This window comes from Aeromonas sp. S8(2024), assembly GCF_041403085.1.
GTDB lineage: Bacteria > Pseudomonadota > Gammaproteobacteria > Enterobacterales > Aeromonadaceae > Aeromonas > Aeromonas dhakensis.
Genome location: NZ_JBGLRF010000008.1, coordinates 76,071 through 94,225 on the forward strand (window position 1 = coordinate 76,071; position 18,155 = coordinate 94,225).

The 18,155-nt window shown below is 63.5% G+C and carries 18 protein-coding genes; 6 read left to right on the forward strand and 12 right to left on the reverse strand.

Features of this window, described 5'->3' with window-relative positions; genetic code table 11:
* Positions 1-18 precede the first annotated feature (18 nt).
* Positions 19-669: a DNA mismatch repair protein MutT gene (locus ACB031_RS18495; protein WP_005306829.1), complete on the reverse strand. Its 651-nt coding sequence runs from the start codon at positions 667-669 to the stop codon at positions 19-21.
* A 75-nt stretch (positions 670-744) separates the two neighbouring features.
* Between ACB031_RS18495 and ACB031_RS18500 the strand changes: the two genes are divergently transcribed.
* The 5 genes from ACB031_RS18500 (at position 745) to phnE (ending at position 5,823) form a co-directional block, all read left to right on the forward strand.
* Positions 745-1,380 (forward strand): nicotinamidase, encoded by a 636-nt coding sequence (locus ACB031_RS18500; RefSeq protein WP_371140040.1) that lies wholly within the window; start codon positions 745-747, stop codon positions 1,378-1,380.
* A 1-nt stretch (position 1,381) separates the two neighbouring features.
* Positions 1,382-2,560, forward strand: coding sequence for a nicotinate phosphoribosyltransferase (pncB, locus tag ACB031_RS18505; RefSeq protein WP_268037734.1), 1,179 nt, complete (start codon positions 1,382-1,384; stop codon positions 2,558-2,560).
* A 124-nt stretch (positions 2,561-2,684) separates the two neighbouring features.
* On the forward strand, positions 2,685-3,530 hold the full coding sequence (locus ACB031_RS18510) for a putative selenate ABC transporter substrate-binding protein (RefSeq protein WP_371140041.1): 846 nt from the start codon (positions 2,685-2,687) through the stop codon (positions 3,528-3,530).
* A complete protein-coding gene (locus tag ACB031_RS18515; RefSeq protein ID WP_368205579.1) occupies positions 3,527-4,288 on the forward strand; it encodes a phosphonate ABC transporter ATP-binding protein in 762 nt (253 codons plus the stop codon). Before ACB031_RS18510 ends, ACB031_RS18515 begins: the two co-directional genes overlap by 4 nt.
* Positions 4,276-5,823: a phosphonate ABC transporter, permease protein PhnE gene (gene phnE, locus ACB031_RS18520; RefSeq protein ID WP_368205578.1), complete on the forward strand. Its 1,548-nt coding sequence runs from the start codon at positions 4,276-4,278 to the stop codon at positions 5,821-5,823. The genes ACB031_RS18515 and phnE overlap by 13 nt, the downstream gene beginning before the upstream one ends.
* A 70-nt stretch (positions 5,824-5,893) precedes the next feature.
* On the opposite strand, the gene ACB031_RS18525 is transcribed toward phnE, so the two are convergent.
* From ACB031_RS18525 to rph, 9 genes are all read right to left on the reverse strand, one after another.
* Positions 5,894-6,502: a thiol:disulfide interchange protein DsbA/DsbL gene (locus tag ACB031_RS18525; RefSeq protein WP_017784248.1), complete on the reverse strand. Its 609-nt coding sequence runs from the start codon at positions 6,500-6,502 to the stop codon at positions 5,894-5,896.
* A gap of 224 nt (positions 6,503-6,726) precedes the next feature.
* Positions 6,727-7,716 carry a serine/threonine protein kinase gene (locus ACB031_RS18530; protein ID WP_195879468.1) on the reverse strand — a complete coding sequence of 330 codons (990 nt, stop codon included), beginning with the start codon at positions 7,714-7,716 and terminating at the stop codon, positions 6,727-6,729.
* Between the two features lie 74 nt (positions 7,717-7,790).
* The gene (ccoG, locus tag ACB031_RS18535) at positions 7,791-9,239 is read right to left on the reverse strand and encodes a cytochrome c oxidase accessory protein CcoG (RefSeq protein ID WP_017787019.1); all 1,449 of its coding nucleotides are present in this window, start codon (positions 9,237-9,239) and stop codon (positions 7,791-7,793) included.
* A gap of 198 nt (positions 9,240-9,437) precedes the next feature.
* Positions 9,438-9,701, reverse strand: coding sequence for a YihD family protein (locus ACB031_RS18540; protein ID WP_005306857.1), 264 nt, complete (start codon positions 9,699-9,701; stop codon positions 9,438-9,440).
* Positions 9,702-9,731: 30 nt separating this feature from the next.
* Complete coding sequence (locus tag ACB031_RS18545) at positions 9,732-10,886, reverse strand: GGDEF domain-containing protein (RefSeq protein ID WP_162518940.1); 1,155 nt, start codon at positions 10,884-10,886, stop codon at positions 9,732-9,734.
* Between the two features lie 126 nt (positions 10,887-11,012).
* A complete protein-coding gene (gene cueR / locus ACB031_RS18550; RefSeq protein WP_005306864.1) occupies positions 11,013-11,402 on the reverse strand; it encodes a Cu(I)-responsive transcriptional regulator in 390 nt (129 codons plus the stop codon).
* 10 nt (positions 11,403-11,412) lie between these two features.
* Complete coding sequence (locus tag ACB031_RS18555) at positions 11,413-13,845, reverse strand: heavy metal translocating P-type ATPase (RefSeq protein WP_371140042.1); 2,433 nt, start codon at positions 13,843-13,845, stop codon at positions 11,413-11,415.
* 176 nt (positions 13,846-14,021) lie between these two features.
* Entirely contained in the window at positions 14,022-14,675 is a 654-nt protein-coding gene (gene pyrE / locus ACB031_RS18560) for an orotate phosphoribosyltransferase (RefSeq protein WP_005306870.1), read from the reverse strand.
* Positions 14,676-14,749: 74 nt separating this feature from the next.
* Positions 14,750-15,466, reverse strand: coding sequence for a ribonuclease PH (gene rph / locus ACB031_RS18565; RefSeq protein ID WP_026141316.1), 717 nt, complete (start codon positions 15,464-15,466; stop codon positions 14,750-14,752).
* A 146-nt stretch (positions 15,467-15,612) separates the two neighbouring features.
* Here rph and ACB031_RS18570 point away from each other — a divergent pair, with 146 nt between their 5' ends.
* Positions 15,613-16,476 (forward strand): YicC/YloC family endoribonuclease, encoded by an 864-nt coding sequence (locus ACB031_RS18570; protein ID WP_011707879.1) that lies wholly within the window; start codon positions 15,613-15,615, stop codon positions 16,474-16,476.
* 51 nt (positions 16,477-16,527) lie between these two features.
* Here the strand turns inward: ACB031_RS18570 and ACB031_RS18575 are convergent, their stop codons facing one another.
* Entirely contained in the window at positions 16,528-17,727 is a 1,200-nt protein-coding gene (locus ACB031_RS18575; RefSeq protein ID WP_371140043.1) for a histidine decarboxylase, read from the reverse strand.
* Positions 17,728-17,793: 66 nt separating this feature from the next.
* The gene (locus ACB031_RS18580) at positions 17,794-18,033 is read right to left on the reverse strand and encodes a phosphopantetheine-binding protein (RefSeq protein WP_005306882.1); all 240 of its coding nucleotides are present in this window, start codon (positions 18,031-18,033) and stop codon (positions 17,794-17,796) included.
* Positions 18,034-18,155: the final 122 nt, after the last annotated feature.

Here is an 18,155-nt window from a genome sequence, read left to right on the forward strand (position 1 = left end):
TGTGCACACCTGCACCACTCATGCTTCCGCTCCGTGCATCACCTGATCGAACATCACGCAGCAGGGGCTCTCCAGCCGGTAGAGGATGGCGGGACGCTGCTTGCCGGTGCGCTTGCGGCCGGTGTCCACCAGGATATCGGCGCGATGGATCCGCTTGCGAAAGGCGGCCGTGTTCATCGGGGTCTGCAGGATGATTTCGAAGGCCCGCTGCACCTCGGAGAGGGTGAACTCGGCCCCCAGCAGTTGCAGCGGCAGGGTGCTGTAGCGACTCTTGATGCGCAGTCGCTCCAGCCCTCTGGCGATCAGCTGGGTGTGGTCGAAGGCGAGGCTGAGCCCCGGCAGGGCGGCAAGCGGGTGCCAACAGCCGTGGAGAACCTCCACCTCGGGATCCACCAGACAGAGGTAGACCAGGGTGGTGGACCAGCCACGGGGATCCCGCTCCAGGTTGCCCAGGGTGCAGACCTGCTCGCTGTAGCAGTGGCCCAGCCCCCACTCGGTCAGCAGGCGATGGCGAGCCGCGTCCAGATCCCGATCCCGGGTCTCGTCGATGCGCAGGGCCGGCAGTTGCCAGCAGTGGGCAAAGGGCGGGCGATCGCGGGTCTCCAGCAGCAGCTCGAGCCGCTCCTCGTTCAACCGCAGCACCACCATATCCAGACTCATTCTCAACATGCCGATCGCCCTGCTCGCCTTCGATTAATGTTTGGTAGATAATATCACACGAATAGTATGTGCAGGAGCCACTCAATGGGAACCGTCGCCAGCCTGGATATTGATGCGCAGAAGGGGTTTACCCCCCTCTGCCCGAACGAACTGCCCGTCGCGGGCGGGGATGATATTGTGGCTGCGCTCAACGCTCAGGCCACCCTCGCCAGCCTGCGGGTCGGCAGCAAGGATTCACACCCGGCCAACGCCGCCTGGGCCGTCAGCGACCCTGCCGGCATGCTGCTGCCGCTGGATATGCCCAACGCCGACCTCACCTGGCCGGTGCACTGCGTGCCGGGCACTCGCGGCTTCGAACTGCTCGACGGCCTGCCGGCCCCGGTCGATTACGACTTCTTCGTCTGGAAGGGGGTCGAGCCGGATCTGCACCCCTACGGCACCTGCTTCCACGATCTGGCCGAGCGTCGCAGCACCGGGCTCATCGAGTTCCTGCAGTCCCGCGGCGTCACGACCGTACTGGCCGGCGGCCTCGCCACCGACTACTGCGTCAAGACCAGCGTACTGCAGCTGCGCCGCGCCGGTTTCCGGGTGATCGTCCACCTCAATGCCTGCCGTGGCATCGCCCCCGAAACGGTCGCTCAGGCCCACACCCAGATGATCGAGGCCGGCGCCGAACTGGCCCAGACCCTTGCCGATGTACAACGCCTGCTGGACGCCTGATATGCCTCCTATTCTCAACAGCCTGCTCGATACAGATGCTTACAAGCTGCACATGCAGCAGGCGGTGTTCCATCGCTATCCGGATGCCGAGGTGGTGGCCGAGTTCCACAGCCGCAACGAGGAAGATCTGCTGCCCATGATGGGTCAGATCGAGGAGCAGCTGCGCCTCGCCGGCTCCCTGCGGCTGACCCGGCCCGAGCTCAACTTCCTGGCGGAGCGCCCCTTCTTTACCCCTGACTACCTCGACCACCTGCGCCGCAAGCCGCTGGATGCCTCCCTGCTCAAGGTGTTCGAGCAGGATGGTCGCATCAACGTGCGGGTCGAGGGCCCCTGGCAGGACGTGATCCTGTGGGAGATCCCGGTGCTCGCCATCATCAGCGAGATGCGCAACCGCTTCCGCTACCCCCAGTTTGGCGTCAGCCAGGCGCTGGATCGGCTCGATCAGAAGCTCGATAAGCTGGAGCGGGAGCTGAGCCGGGAAGAGATGAGCGAGTTCAACCTCATCGACTTTGGCACCCGCCGCCGCTTCTCCCTCGCGGTGCAGGATGCGGTGGTGGGTCGCCTCCAGGAGCGGCTGCCGGCGTTTCGCGGCACCAGCAACTACCTGCTGGCCCAGAAGTACGGCCTGCCGGCGGTAGGCACCCAGGCTCACGAGTGGTTCCAGGCCCATCAGCAGCTCGGCTTCCCGCTTGAGCACAGCCAGCGTGCCGCCCTCACCAGCTGGCTGGACGAGTTCACCAACCACCTCGGCATCGCGCTCACCGACTGCATCACCATGGATGCCTTCCTGCGCGACTTCGACTTCGAGCTGGCCAGCCGCTATCAGGGGCTACGCCACGACTCCGGCGATCCCGTGGTGTGGGGCGAGAAGGCCATCAGCCACTATCAACGGCTCGGCATCGACCCCACAGAGAAGACGCTGGTCTTCTCCGATGGCCTCAATCTCGACAAGGCCGTCGAGCTGCTGCGCCACTTCCGCGGCCGCATCAACACCAGCTTCGGCATCGGCACCAAGCTCACCTGCGATCTGCCCGGCGTCAGCCCGATGAACATCGTCTTCAAGCTGATCGAGTGCAACGGCGGCCCGGTCGCCAAGATCTCCGACAGCCCGGGCAAGACCCTGTGCCGGGACGCGGACTTCATCCGCAACCTCAAGCAGGCCTTCCACGTCGGGGTCTAACGCCTATTTTTGGGGGCGCATCTTGCGCCAGTGGCCAGTGGCCCCCTACCATTCTCTCCTCGTCAGGTCCGACTGGTGTCGGGCCTTTCTATTGCCCGAACGACAGCCCACCAAGGAATGCACCATGACCCGCAAATGGATATTCGCCCTCACCACCCTGTTCACCAGCCTGAGCGCTATCGCCACCGAACCGCTGCGGGTCTCCGCCATCCCGGACGAAGCCCCCACCGAGCTGCAACGCAAGTTTGCCCCGCTGGGTGACTACCTGGCCGAGAAGACCGGCCGCGAGGTGGTGTTCGTGCCGGTCAACGACTACGCCGCCGTGGTCGAGGCGCTGGCCGCCGGCAAGCTGGACATGGCCTGGCTCGGTGGCTTCACCTATGTGCAGGCCCATCGCCGTGCCGACACGGTGGTGCCCCTGGTTCAGCGCCAGGAGGATGCCCAGTTCACCTCCAAGTTCATCGCCAATGCCGACAGCGGCATCAAGACCCTGGCCGACACTAGGGGCAAGGACTTTGCGTTCGGCTCCCCCTCCTCCACCTCCGGTCACCTGATGCCACGCCACTTCCTGGCCGAGCAGGGCATCAACCCCGAGCGTGACTTCGCCCACGTCGCCTTCTCCGGCGCCCACGACGCCACCGTCGCCTGGGTCGCCTCCGGCAAGGTGCCAGCCGGTGCGCTCAACGCCTCCGTGTGGGAGAAGCTGGTGGAAGAGGGCAAGGTCGACACCGCCAAGGTCAAGGTGATCTGGACCACCCCGACCTACTTTGACTACAACTGGACCGTGCGCGGCGGCCTGGATCCGGCCCTGCAAGAGAAGATCAAGCAGGCCTTCCTCAGTCTGGATCCGGCGGTGCCCGCCCAGGCCGAGATCCTCAAGCTGCAACGCGCCAGCCGCTTCATCGAGACCAAACCCGAGAACTACCTGGGCATCGAAGCCGCCGCCACCCAGGCCGGCCTGCTGAAGTGATCGCCGTCACACTGGACGGGGAAGGATTACGGCTCGGCCAGAGCCGCATCCTGCAGCCGTTCAACCTGCAGATAGCGGCAGGTGAGTGCGTGGCCATCATAGGGCCGAGCGGCGCGGGCAAGACCAGCCTGCTGCGGCTGATCGGCACCGAGCTGCGTGGCGAAGGCAGGCTCGCCCTCTGGGAGCAGGATCCCTGGAGCCTCTCCACCCGGGACCGCCAGCGGCTGCGCAGCCGGATCGGCATGGTCTGGCAGCAACCGCCACTGCCCGCCTCCCAGCAGGTGATGACCGCCGTGCTGGCCGGTCGGCTCGGCCAGTGGTCCCTCGGCCGCTCCTTGCTCTCCCTGCTGCGCCCCTGCGACCCAGCAGGGGCGCGGGCCGAACTGGCCCGCCTCGGCCTTGCCGACAAGTGGCAACAGCGCTGCGGCGAGCTCTCCGGTGGCCAGTTGCAGCGGGTCGGCATCGCCCGGGTGCTCTATCAGCTGCCGGACCTGATCCTGGCGGACGAGCCCGTCTCCGCCCTCGACCCCGTGCTCGCCCAGAGCAGCCTGGATGCCCTGCTGGCCCAGGCCCGCGCCCGGGGCAGCACACTCATCGCCAACCTGCATGCGGTCGAGCTGGCGCTCGGCCGCTTCCCCCGCATCATCGGCTTGCGCGAGGGGCGAGTGCAGTTCGACTGTCCGGCGACGGCCGTCACGCCGGCCATGCTGGCCGAGCTCTACGCCGGTGATGACGAGGCGGCTGCGTGTTTGAACTGACCCACCGCTGGCGCCATCCCCTGCCCTGGCTGTTGCTGCTGATCGGCTACAGCCTGTGGCAGCAGGCTGACGGCTGGCTCGGCCTGTTCGACGGCCAGAGCTGGCGGCAGATGGGCAATTTCCTCGCCACCAGCTGGCCACCCCGTTTTGATCGGGACTTTCTCGCCCTGACCCTGACCGCGACTCTGGAGAGCCTGGCGGTCGCCACTCTGGGACTGGCGGGTGCCCTGCTGCTCGGCGTGCCATTTGCCCTGCTCGGCTCGCGCGCCCTGTCGCTGGCCGAACTGGGGCCGGTGCCCAGCCCGCTGCGCAGCGCCTTGCGGGCCCTCTCGCGCCTCGTCGCCATCGTGCTGCGCAGCCTGCCCGAGCTCATCTGGGCGCTGCTGTTCGTGCGCCTGTCCGGGCTTGGGCCGCTGGCCGCCATCCTGGCCATCGCGGTCAGTTACGGCGGCATGCTGGCCAAGGTTTACAACGAGATCATGGAGAGCGGCGCCCTGCAACCTGCCCGCGCCCTGCTGCTCGGCGGCAGCGGCCGGCTGCAGGCACTCTGGTACGGCGTGCTGCCCGCGGTGCGCCAGGAGCTGCTCTCCTACACCGTTTACCGCTGGGAGTGCGCCCTGCGCGCCTCCGTCATCATGGGCTTCGTCGGCGCCGGCGGGCTCGGCCAGCAGCTCGAGCTCTCCCTGCGCATGTTTGCCGGTGGCGAGGTGGTGACCCTGCTGCTGGCCTTCATCCTGCTGGTGACCCTGGCGGATGGCCTCAGCGCCTGGTTGCGCCACAGCCGCTCCCCCGGCCTGCTGTTGCTGATCTGCCTGGGACTGGCCGCAGCTCTCGCCCTTTATCAGCTCGACTGGCGCATGCTGAGCTTTTCCTTCGGGGGACTGGGCTCCTTTCTGGGGGAGTTCTTGCAACCGGACTGGTCATGGCCCTTCCTCAAGACGGTGGCCAGCGGCCTGCTCGATACGGTGCAGATGGCGCTGCTGAGTACCCTCTTCAGCGCCCTGTTGGCCCTGCCGCTGGCCTGCCTCGCTCGCCACTGCTGGCCGCTGCGGCTGCTGTTCAACCTGCTGCGCTCGGTACCCGAGCTCATCTTCGCCAGCCTGCTGGTGATCGCGGTCGGGCTGGGGCCGGTGGCGGGCATACTGGCGCTGACCCTGCACACCACCGGGGTGCTGGCGCGGCTGTTCGTGGAGACCCTGGAGAACGCCGATCCCGCCCCCCGCCTCGCCCTGCAGCTGAGCGGTGCCGGCCCCATTGCCAGCTTCTGGTACGGGCTGTTTCCCCTGGTCACGCGCCAGTGGCTGGCCTACAGCCTCTATCGCGGCGAGATGAACCTGAGGGCCGCCACCATACTCGGCGTGGTCGGCGCCGGCGGGCTGGGGCAGCAGCTCTATGTTTCCCTGAGCCTGTTCCGTTACGATCAGACTGCCACCCTGCTGCTGGCCATCCTGCTGCTGGTCTGGCTGGCGGAGGCCATCAGCCGCCGCACCCGCTTGCCGCGCCCGGCCCCCACTCAGCGGGATTGCCAGATCTGACGCAGGCTCCTGATAAACAAAAAGCCCGCCGGTTTGCACCGGCGGGCTTTTTTCATGGGATCAGACGAGGTCAGTCTTTCTTGGCCAGCAGGAATTTCACCAGCTGGTTGAACTGATCCTGGGAAGTAATGGATTCGATCTTCACCATGTACTTGCCGTTGACCAGGAAGGCCGGCACACCGCGGATGTTGTAGCTTTCGGTGTTGCGGTCAAACTGGGAGACCATGCCGGAGACGGCGAAGCTGTCGACGGCACCGTCGAACTCTTCGGCCGGTACGCCGTTGTCCACGAAGATCTGCTTCACGTCGGCGCGGCTCTGCGGGATCTGACGCTGGGTGTGGATCTTGTCGAAGATGGCCGGGGTCAGCTTGCCTTCAACGTTCAGCAGGCTGGCAACGGCGTAGGCACGCTGCATCTCCGGACCCATTTCGCGGCCCAGGAAGGCCACCGGGTTCTTCTTCATCGGCACGCCTTCCGGCAGGTTCTTCTTCAGATCCTCGGCAATCGGCTCGAACTTGGCGCAGTGGGGGCAGTAGTAGGAGAAGAACTCCAGTACTTCCGGCTGGGCGCTACCGGTCTGCTTGACCACATCATAGTTGACGCCTTCCTTGAATTCGGGGGCGGCGTGAACCATGGGCATCATCAGCATGGCAGCAAGGAAAAACAGAATTTTTTTCATGACGTTTCCTGTTAAGAGATCACTGTGAGGCACGCCCGGCGAACCGAAGCAGTGCCAAGCCTATTGCGTCACCACTGCACAGTCAATGATCAAGCAGGGGCGAGTCCCATCCCTCGCGCACCAGGTCGTCAAGCTCTCTCCCCGGCGCCCGTGTCAGCGCGAACGCCTTGATAGGCTGCCGCGGGTCTGCGGCAGGCATAACGAACGGCTGGCAACCCGCCGCATCACCAGCCCGGCATCAGGGTCAGGGGCGGCGCCTTGAGCGCCTCCAGCTGATCGTGCAGGGTGGCGATCTGCTGGCGCCAGTAGTGCTCGGTGTTGAACCAGGGGAAGTGACGGGGGAAGGCGGGATCCTCCCAGCGCCGCGCCAGCCAGGCCATGTAGTGAACGATGCGCATGGCCCGCAGCGGCTCGATCAGCGCCAGCTCGCGCGGGTCGAACTCCATGAACTCCTCGTAGCCCGCCAGCAGGGTATCGAGCTGGATCTGCTGCTCGCTGCGCTCGCCGTTCAGCATCATCCAGAGATCCTGGATGGCGGGGCCGGTGCGGCAGTCGTCGAGATCGACAAACATGGGACCGTCGCGCCAGAGGATGTTGCCCGGATGACAGTCGCCGTGCAGGGAGATCTGCGCCACATCCAGGGTCATGGCGTCGCCGACGTGCTTGATCAGCTCGTCCAGCACCCCGAAGAACTGCCTGGCCAGCCCGCTCGGCAGCCACTCGCCGGACGCCAGCAGCTGACGCGGCTCGTGCAGCATGGTCTCCACGTCGAGCCGGATCCGGTGGTGGAAGGGCTTGCTGGCACCGAGCTGATGGATGCGGCCGAGGTAGCGCCCCACCCACTCCAGCTGGTCGAGGTTGTCCACCTCGAATTGGCGTCCCCCCACGCTCTGCCAGATGGCAAACGGGTAGCCCTGATGCTCCAGCAGGGTCTCGCCGGCAAAGGCGATGGGAGCGGCGACCGGGATCTCCGCCTCGCACAGGCGAGCGGCAAACTCGTGCTCCTCGAGGATCTGGGCCCGGCTCCAGCGGCCGGGACGGTAGAACTTCACCACGTAGCGGCGACGATCCTCGTCCTGGAACTGATAAACCCGGTTTTCGTAGCTGTTGAGCTCGATGAGGCCCGAGTCGAGCCGCAGACCGCTGAGGTCCAGCGCATCCATGATGAGGTCGGGAGTGAGATCGGAATAGTTGAAACGCATGTCATCCACCATGAGAAAGGGGCGCCGTTGCGCCCCATTCTATCACTACTGTCCGCCGTTGCCGTGCATGGCGGTGCGCCTTGCCGTCACAACCGGCTGATGAATTTGCTGGGCTGGCGCAGGGTTCCCTTGCTGTCGTCAGGCGCCGCCCCTTCGCGTTTGAGCACGAAGCGGATGTCCAGAGTCGGCTTCTTCAGGTTGAAGGGGTCGACGGCCACGCTCACCGGCAGGGTATAGATCTCGCCGGCCTTCAGAGTCACCTCGCGCGGACCGAACCACTCGTGCTCCGGCAACCCCTCCACATCCAGCTGATAGGTCTGGGGATGCAGGGTCTTGTTGAGGATCTTGAGGGTATAGGTGTTCTCGATGAGCCCCTCGCTGTTCTCGCGGAACAGCTGGTTGCGATCCCGCAGGATGTCGAGCCCCATCGGCATGATGGACATGGCGTTGTAGATGAACACCCCCAGCATGATGGCCATCACCAGGCCGTAACCGATCAGCTTGGGCCGCGCCACATGGGTGGAGTCGTTGGCCAGCTTGTGCTCTGTGGTATAGCTGATGAGCCCTTTCGGATAGCCCATCCGCTCCATGGTCTGATCGCAGGCGTCGACGCAGGCGCCACAGTTGATGCACTCGTACTGCAGGCCGTCGCGGATGTCGATACCGGTCGGGCAGACCTGCACACAGAGGTCGCAGTCGATGCAGTCCCCCAGTCCCAGCGCCTTGGGATCGGCCTTGCGGGAACGGGCTCCCCGGGTCTCGCCGCGCTTGGTGTCATAACCGACGATGAAGGTGTCCTTGTCGAACATGGCGGACTGGAAGCGGGCATAGGGGCACATGTGAATGCACATGATGGCGCGCATCCAGCCGGCGTTGCCGTAGGTGCAGGCGGCGAAGAGCACCACCCAGAAGATGACCCAGCCGCTGGCCTGCAGGGTGAAGAAGTCAGGCACCAGCTGGAACACATCCTGGAAGTAGGCGACGAAGGTGAGGCCGGTGCCCAGCGACAGCAGGAGCCAGGCCAGGTGCTTGGCCCCCTTGCGGGCCAGCTTCTCGCCGCTCCAGGGCGAGGCGTCCAGCTTGCGGCGCTTGTTGGCGGAGCCTTCCAGCTTCTCTTCAAACCAGATGAACATGAAGGTCCACACCGTCTGCGGACAGAGGTAGCCGCACCAGACCCGACCCAGGAAGGTAGTCACGAAGAAGAGGGCAAAGGCGGCGATCATGAAGACCCAGGCCAGCAGGGTGAGATCCTGCGGCCAGATGGTGGCGCCGAAGATGTGGAACTGCTGATGGCCGATATCGAACAGCACGGCCTGTCGACCGTCATAGCGCAACCAGGGAATGGCGACGAAGAGCACCACGAAGAACCAGCCCATGGCCTTGCGCATCCGCTGCCAGTAGCCGGTCTGGGCCCGGACATAGATGCGGTTGCCGGGGTTGAACCTGTCGTCGCTGGCTTTGAAGGTATTGGGGTTGAACGTCCCCGTTACATCGCCGGTGACATCCTTGATATCGATCTTGTCCTGGTCGGCCATTGCAACACTTCGCTCCATTAATTAATTGTTATGGGGCGGATTATATCTTAAACAGCCTGCTAATTGTGTGGGTAAAATGTATCTAATGTTCGAGTGGTGTCGCAATTTCAAGCAACAAAAAAGACGTATCGCCAGTTGACGAAACGTCTTTTTAAGAGATTCTTTTGAAAACCTTCAAGCTTCCAGCAAGCGCACTCTTTACTTGATGCCGCGGGCCTTGAGCAGGGCTTCCTTGAAGTCGGGCACGTGGTCCTTGGCCAGACCGGGGATCATCGCCTGCTTGTCGGATTCACGCATCTTGAGGTGGTAGATCAGCATGTCGTCGGTCAGCTCGGACAGAGGCCCTTCAAATCCCGCTTCTTCGGCCAGTTTGGCAACAAACTGTACCAGGCTGAGATCCTGTTCCTTGATCCAGGCAGGCTGCAACAACTCCAGCAGCTCTTCGATACGATGACATTGCATAGACGACCTCTTTAATCTGTCTTGTGAAACTCAGGCAACCTTACCCATCAAGGCTACTTCGATACGATCCCGCCCATTATGCTTGGCCTGATAGAGGGCCGCATCCGCTTTTTGTATCAGCTCGCTGATGGAGAGGGTCTGATCCGGTACCAGGGTCGCCACCCCGAAACTACAGCTGACCCGACCGGAAACCAGGGACTTCTGATGGGGAATGCTCAACTCCTTGAGGGCCACCCGCACGTTCTCGGCGATCTGCATGGCCCCCTGCATGCTGGTGCAGGGCAGCAGCAGCGCAAACTCTTCACCGCCGTAACGGGCGGCGAGGTCATCCTCCCGCCGTTGCACCTCGGCCAGCAGACCCGCCACCTGCTGCAGGCACTCATCCCCCAGCTGATGGCCGTAGAGATCGTTGAACTGCTTGAAGTAGTCCACATCCACCAGCACCAGCGACAAGGGAGCCCGGGCACGGTGGCAGCGCCGCCAGGCGCGCTCGAGGCAGTAGTCGAGGTGGGCCCGGTTGGCGATGCCGGTCAACCCGTCCAGCCGGGAGGTGAGCTTGAGGTGCTCGGAGACCGCCTTGAGCTCGGCCACCAGGTCGGCGTTGGAGAAACGGTGATAGAGGGAGGCCACCTGATCCCGCCGCAGGCGACGCAGCAGGGTCGGCAGGAAGACAAACAGGTAGCCGGCCAGCATGCTGGAGACGATCCGCTCCTGCTCGTTGCCCGCCCCCAGTTCGAACACCATGGCCAGCCCGAGCGGCAGCACGGCGCCATAGAGGGAGCGGCGACTGCCAAACAGCATGATGGCACTGCCGGTGAGGATCAGACTGGCGAGCATCATCATGGCGGCGCGGTAGGTATCGGGCAGCTTGTCCATGTAGAGCAGCACGCCCAGCGCCCAGATGATGGAGGTGATGGTCACCCCGATGAAGAGTTCACGCTCCAGCACCGGCAGCGGGAGCTGTGCCAGCCTGGGCTGGCGCCAGCGCAGATGCCAGCCCCGGCAGAGCAGCAGCAGCATCACGCTCGCCAGCCAGCCGAGCGCCTCGCTGGCGGGCAGGTAGTCGTGGAACAGCAGGCTCCAGCCAAGTGCCAGCAGACCCAGGCAAGGCAGGCTGAATGAGGCGTGGGTATAGAGCTGGGCCATGATGGCCTGCTTTACCTGACGTGTCACACTCTGGGTCAACTGCGTACTCCCTGTACAAGAGCCGCACAGTCTACCACTACCCCTTCGGAGCCAACAATAAAACGTCCGTTATTAAGCGGTTAGTCAGTCGATGATGCCAGACCCCAGCCTATCGGCAGGGGCGGCTCAGCCGCGCTCCAGCTCGTCGAGGATCGGGCACTCGGGGTTCTCGTCCCCATGGCAGCAACCGACCAGCCCCTCGAGAGAGCTGAGCATGGCCTGCAGGCCGGCGATACGGGCGCGCAGATCGACGATCTTCTCCTGCGCCAGCTTCTTCACCTGGGCGCTGGTTCTGTGCTCGTCCCGATAGAGCGCCAGCAGCTCCTGACACTCCTCCAGATTGAAGCCGGTCTCCCGCGCCCGCTTGACGAAGCGCAGCTCGCGCAGGGCCGAGTCGGTGTAACTGCGATAGCCATTGTCGCTGCGCACCGGCGCCGAGATGAGGCCGATGCTCTCGTAGTAGCGGATGGTCTTGGCGGTCAGTCCCGTCGCCTTGGCTACCTTGCTGATGTTCATGGATGACTCCTTAACGGTTCGATTCAGTGCTGACATGGTGGCTGGCATGGGCGAGCGCCCGCGGTTGCCAGCGTTTCAGTAACAGGGAATTGCTCAAGACTGTGATGCTGCTCAGGGCCATGGCCGCCCCCGCCAGCTCGGGGCTGAGGTAACCCAGCGCCGCCAGCGGAATGCCGATGATGTTGAACACGAAGGCCCAGAACAGGTTCTGCTGGATGGTGCGCCAGGTCGCCGCCGAGATGTCGATGGCATCGGCCACCAGTCGCGGATCAGAGCGCATCAGCGTGATGGCGGCGGTCTCCATCGCCACGTCGGAGCCGGAGCCCATGGCGATGCCTACATCCGCTGCCGCCAGCGCCGGGGCGTCGTTCACCCCGTCCCCCACCATGGCCACCAGCCCGCGAGTTTGCGCCCGCAGCGCCTCGACCTTTTCCACCTTGCCAGCCGGCAGCACGGAGTCAAAGGCCCCGTCCAGCCCCAGCTTGGCGGCGATATGGGCCACCGGCGCCGGCGCATCACCGCTCACTAGCCAGCTGGCGATGCCGCGCTGGCGCAGGGTGGCGATAGCTTCCGGACTCTCGGGGCGCAGGGTATCGGCCAGGGCCGCTATGCCGGCCACCACGCCGTCGATGGCCACCCAGACCCGAGTCGCGCCGTCGGCGGCTTGCTGATCCTGCGCAGGCGCTTCCATGCCGAGTTGTGCCAACAGATTGGCATTGCCGATAGCGACCGTGTGACCAGCTACCTGACCGACAATACCGGCCCCGACCCGCACCTCGACGGCTTCCGGCTGGGGCAACACGGCATCTTTTCCGGCCGCCTCGCGCATGGCCAGCGCCAGCGGGTGCTCACTCGCCTGCTGCAGTGCGGCAGCAAGGCGCAGCTGCTCGTCGTTGCCGCTCCAGCTCGCCAGCACCGGCCGGCCCTGAGTGAGCGTACCTGTCTTGTCGAAGATGAGCGCCTTGATGGCGTGGGCCTTCTGCAGGGTATCCACATCCTTGATCAGAATGCCGTGGCGCGCCGCCACCCCGGTGCCGGTGACGATGGCGGCCGGCGTGGCCAGTCCCAGCGCGCAGGGGCAGGCGATTACCAGCACCGCCACCGCCGCCAGCAGCGCCTGACCGAAGTCGTTGCCGATGGCGTACCACACCAGCAGGGTAAAGAGGGCGATGGCCATCACCACCGGCACGAACACGGCGGAGACCTTGTCCACCAACTGCTGCAGCGGGGCCTTGCCCATCTGGGCGCTCTCCACCAGAGCGATGATCTTGCTGAGACTGGAATCCTCCCCCACGGTGGTGGCCTCGATCTCCAGCACACCGGAGCGGTTGATGGCGCCGCCCAGCACCTTGTCACCCTCGCCGCGCGGCACCGGCAGGCTCTCGCCGGTGAGGATCGACTCGTCCAGCTCGCTCTCGCCGCTCAGGATCTTGCCATCCACCGGTACCCGCTCACCCACCAGCACCCGCAGCCGATCGCCGCGCAGCACCTCGTCGATGGCGACGCTCTGCCAGCTCTCACCGCGCCAGACGGTGGCGGTTTCCGGCCGCAGCGCCATCAGTTCGCGAATGGCGGACTGGGTGCTGCGTCGGGCCCTGGCTTCCAGCAGCTTGCCGAGGGAGATCAGGGTGATGATGATGGCGCTCGCCTCGAAATAGAGCTGGCCGCTGGCAGCCATCCCCAGGGTCAGCAGCAGATAGAGGCTGTAGAAGTAGGCCGCACTGGTACCGGTCGCCACCAGCACGTCCATGTTGGCGGAGCGGTTCTTGATGGCGAGCCAGGCACCGCGATAGAAGCGGGCCCCGATCCAAAACTGTACCGGGGTGGCGAGCACCAGCTCCAGCCAGGCGGGCAGATGCCAGGGCAGCAGACCAGCCATTGAGAGCATACCCACCAACAGCGGCAGGGTCAGCAGCGCCGAGACGATGACCCGGGTCTGCGCCTGACGGGCGCTGGCGGCCTCCTGCGCTTCCCGCTCCAGCAACTGCTGGCGGCGGCCACTGGCGGAGCCTTGCGCCAGCTGGGCGCCAAAGCCGAGGGCTTCGATCTGCTCGCGCAATGCGGCAGGGGTCTGCATCCCGGGCACCAGCACAATACGGGCCTGCTCGAGCGAGAAGTTGACGTCGGCTGAGATGACGCCGGGCAGCGCGGCCAGCATCTTGTTCAGACGGGCCGAACAACCGGCACAGGTCATGCCGCTGATCTGGAAGGAGAGCGTCTCGTGGCCATAGTCATAGCCCTGTGCCTGAATGCTCTCCAGCACCGCCGGCAAACGATCGGTGCTGGCCAGGTCGATGGCGGCCTGCTCCAGCGCGAAATTGACGGTCGCCTCGACCCCCTCCAGCTTGTTGAGGGCGGTCGTGATGCGGCTGGCGCAATTGGCGCAGCTCATGCCTGTGAGCGGCAGCTGCAGATGGATGGGTGATTGAATATGAGTGGTCATCTTGTTCCTCCCCGGAACCCGTCGGCCAGAACGAGCACCGACCAGCAAACCCTAACCTTTACTGTAAGGGTAAGCTCAAGCCACCTGACTCACTTTTTGCAGATGAAAAAACGGCGCCCGTTTGCTGCCAGAGAGCAAACGGACGCCGCATTCAACTATTACGCGGTGTGATCGGCTCAGATGCCGTACTGGGCGCGGTACGCCTTCATGGCAGCCAGTTGCGTAGCCAGCTCCGGCTGCTCGGCCTGCTTCTCTTCCAGATAAGCGATCAGGTCGCTCATCTGGATGATGGCGATGATGTGGGCGCCGTAGTCACGCTCCACCTCCTGAATGGCGGAGAGCTCGCCCTTGCCCTTCTCCTGACGGTCCAGCGCGATCAGCACACCGGCCAGGGAGGCGCCGTTGGCCTGGATCAGATCCATGGATTCGCGGATGGCGGTGCCGGCGGTGATGACGTCATCCACCAGCATGATGCGCCCCTTGAGCGGGCAGCCCACCAGATTGCCGCCTTCACCGTGATCCTTGGCTTCCTTGCGGTTGAAGCACCAGGGCACGTCCACGTCGTGCTGCTCCACCAGCTGCACCGCGGTGGCGGAGGCGATGGGGATCCCCTTGTAGGCCGGGCCAAACAGCACATCAAACTCGATGCCGGCATCCATCAGGGCGGCGGCATAGAAGCGGCCGAGACGGGCCAGATCGCGGCCGCTGTTGAACAGACCGGCGTTGAAGAAGTAGGGGCTTTTACGACCGGATTTCAGGGTAAATTCACCGAATTTGAGGACCTGTTTCTCCAGGGCGAACTCGATAAATTGACGCTGGTAGGCTTTCATTCTGGCTCCTTGCTTGGCTTGTCGTTTACTTTCGTGGGGTATAAAAAAACGCGGACAATGCCGCGTTTTTAAAATCATGCAAGTGACTGCTTCTGCAGCGCAATGATGTCGGCGATGCCGCCCTTGGCGAGCGCCAGCATCTCCAGCAGCTCGTCGTGGGTGAAGGGCTCGGCCTCCGCGGTGCCCTGCACCTCGATGATGCGACCATCTTCGGTCATCACCACGTTCATGTCGGTCTCGGCGGCGGAGTCTTCGATGTACTCCAGATCACAGATGGCTTCCCCTTCGAACATGCCGACGGAGACGGCGGCAATCATCTGCTTGAGCGGGCTCTGCTTGATCATGCCCTTCTCGACCATCCAGTTCAGCGCATCCACCAGCGCCACACAGGCACCTGTGATGGCGGCGGTACGGGTGCCACCGTCGGCCTGCAGCACGTCGCAGTCAACTGTGATGGAGTGCTCACCCAGCGCGGTCAGGTCTACCGCGGCGCGCAGGGAGCGGGCGATCAGGCGGGAGATCTCCAGGGTGCGGCCGCTCTGCTTGCCGGAGGCCGCTTCGCGGTTCATCCGGGAGTGGGTGGAGCGCGGCAGCATACCGTACTCGGCGGTCACCCAGCCCTGATTCTTCCCTTTCAGGAAGCGCGGCACGCTGGTGTCGACGCTGGCGGTGCAGAGCACGCGGGTGTTGCCGAATTCCACCAGCACGGACCCTTCAGCATGCTTGGTGAAGTGGCGGGTAATGGTGACCGGACGAAGCTGCGCGGCAGTGCGATCGCTGGGACGTGACATGGGACGGACCTCTGGGCTGGCTGAATTGGCGCAGGAGTATAAGTGATCCCAGCCCAAATATCAGCCGCTAAAACCACGCTGTCGGCTGACGGAGCAGGTCTGGCTGAGTATACTGGCCGCACACTTCATCAAGCCCGGAACAATCAATGATTCACAGCATGACCGCCTACGCCCGCAAGGAACTCAAGGGCGACTGGGGCACAGCCGTTTGGGAAATTCGTTCGGTCAACCAGCGCTATCTGGAGACCTACATTCGCCTGCCGGAACAACTGCGCAGCCTGGAGCCGGTTCTGCGTGAGCGCTTCCGCGCCAAGCTGCAGCGCGGCAAGGTGGAGTGCAACCTGCGTTTCGAGGCCGCGCAAGCCGCTGCCAGCCAGCTGCACATCAATGAAGAGCTGGCCAAGCTCATCATCGACAGCGCCAACTGGGTGATGAAAGAGGCGGGCCAGGGCCAGCTTAACCCGGTCGACGTGCTGCGCTGGCCGGGCGTCATGGCTGCCGCCGAGCAGGACATGGATGCGGTCGCCACCGAGCTGCTCGGTGGATTTGACCTGACCATGGAAGATTTCCTCGCCTCCCGCGCCAGCGAAGGGGCCAACCTCAAGGCCCTGATCGAGCAGCGTCTGGCCGGCATTCAGGTAGAAGTGAAGAAGGTGCGCGTGCACCTGCCGCAGATCATCGAGTGGCAGCGCCAGAAGCTCACCGACCGGCTGGCCGAAGCCAAGGTGGAGCTGGATCCGGCCCGCATCGAGCAGGAGATCGTGCTGCTGGCCCAGAAGATCGACGTGGCGGAAGAGCTGGATCGGCTGGAGATGCACATCAGCGAAACCAACAAGATCATGAAGAAGGGTGGCGCCTGTGGCCGTCGCCTCGACTTCATGATGCAGGAGTTCAACCGCGAGTCGAACACCCTCGGTTCCAAGTCGATCAACGCCGAGGTGACCCAGTCCGCCGTCGAGTTGAAAGTGCTCATCGAGCAAATGCGCGAACAAATTCAGAACATCGAATGACATCGGTTCGATAGCGTGAAAAAGCCATTGGAAACAATGGCTTTTTCTTTTTTAAGCGGTACAGGCGAGCGCAACGGGTAGGCTGTCACTGCATGCGGCCGCCGGGCCGAGATCCCGCACTATGTCGCGGATCACCGCATCCAGCTGATGAAGGCTGTGATGATGAGGCAGGGTGATCAGGTGGGAGTGCTCGCCCGAGGTCGCCAGGCAATGGCGCTTCCAGGTGCGTTCCGAGGGGCGCGGGAAGACCACGGTAATGGAGTGCGGATGCCGCCAGGCGGGCACCCCCTGCTGATTCAGCCGCTCCACCAGCTGCTGGGCCATGGCCAGGCAGCGCCCGGTCCGCTCACGCCACTGGGCCAGCGTCCGTCCCTTGATGGCGGCCCACATCAACAGGGGCGTGAAGCCGTTGCGCGATCCGCTGATGGTCTGATCGCTGGCCGAGATGTAGTCCACCTCCACGGCGATGCGATCCACAAAACGCCGCCTGGCCAGCACGATGCCGCACGGGATCGGCGACCCCATCATCTTGTGGCCCGAGACACTGATGGAATCGATGCCGTCGGCAAATGAAAAGGCCGGCGCATCGTCCACAAACGGCAGAATCATGCCGCTCAGGGCCGCATCCGCGTGCAGGTAGTAGTCCTGACGGGGGATGCCGATGGCCGACAGCCGCCGTTGAATGGCGCCGATGTCGTCGACCGCCCCCTTCATAGTGGTACCGATATTGGCAAATATGATGGGATGACGCTCGCCATCATTCACTATCTGCTCTGCCAATTTATCGCAGTCAATTTCCCCGCTGGGCAGTGTGGGAATTTCCTTGGCCTTGATCCGTAGCAACCTGATTATTTTGGCAACCGAATAGTGTGTCTCTTGTGAATAATAGAGGGTGCCTTCAGGAAACAACTCTCTGGCAAGATAACAGCCAAACATATTGCCTTCGGTGCCGCCATTGGTCACATAACCCCAGCTCTGCTCTGGCGGGATTGAAAATAGCGATGAGAAATAGTGCATGACCTCTCGCTCAAATTCGAAGGTATTGAGCAAATAATTTCCAGGTACGCCCCAGTCGCCACAGTTATTGATAGAAAACTGTAAAAACTTGTGCAGCTTGGAATAATCAAAGTCGGCAGCCTCCGGATAACCGACATTGAAATATTGATGGGTAAGGCAGAACTGCCAAAACTGCTCTAGCCTGTGCTGATCTTCTGCTGACAGCGTCATGATGGTGTCCGTGGCGAGCGCCATGACTTGGCGCCGCCCTTGCTGAATGATAAGAGCAATGCGTGAAATTAATTAACTATATACAGCCAGTCAGGCCGCCTGGGAGCCGCTCAGGAGCGCCCACCAGGCTGACAGGGTGGGCCTGCGCGCCAGCTCGTCAAAGCCGACATCGACCCCCTGTGCCTTCAGCTCTGCGGTAAAGCGCATGATGCTGAGGGAGTCCAGCCCATACAGCACCAGACTCTCCTCCGGATCCAGCTCCCCCTCCTCCACCAAGCTCTGTACTCGTTCATTCAACCACTCACGGGTCATGAATGTTGGTCTGCTCATGTTATTTCCTCACTGTCTGTCATGGTTATTTCTAGTCGTGATTGTTTAATCAACGCCCCCACCCAATTGCTGAAAACTGAATCGACGGCTGCCAAAAAAGAGGGTCCGTCATACCGGCCTGA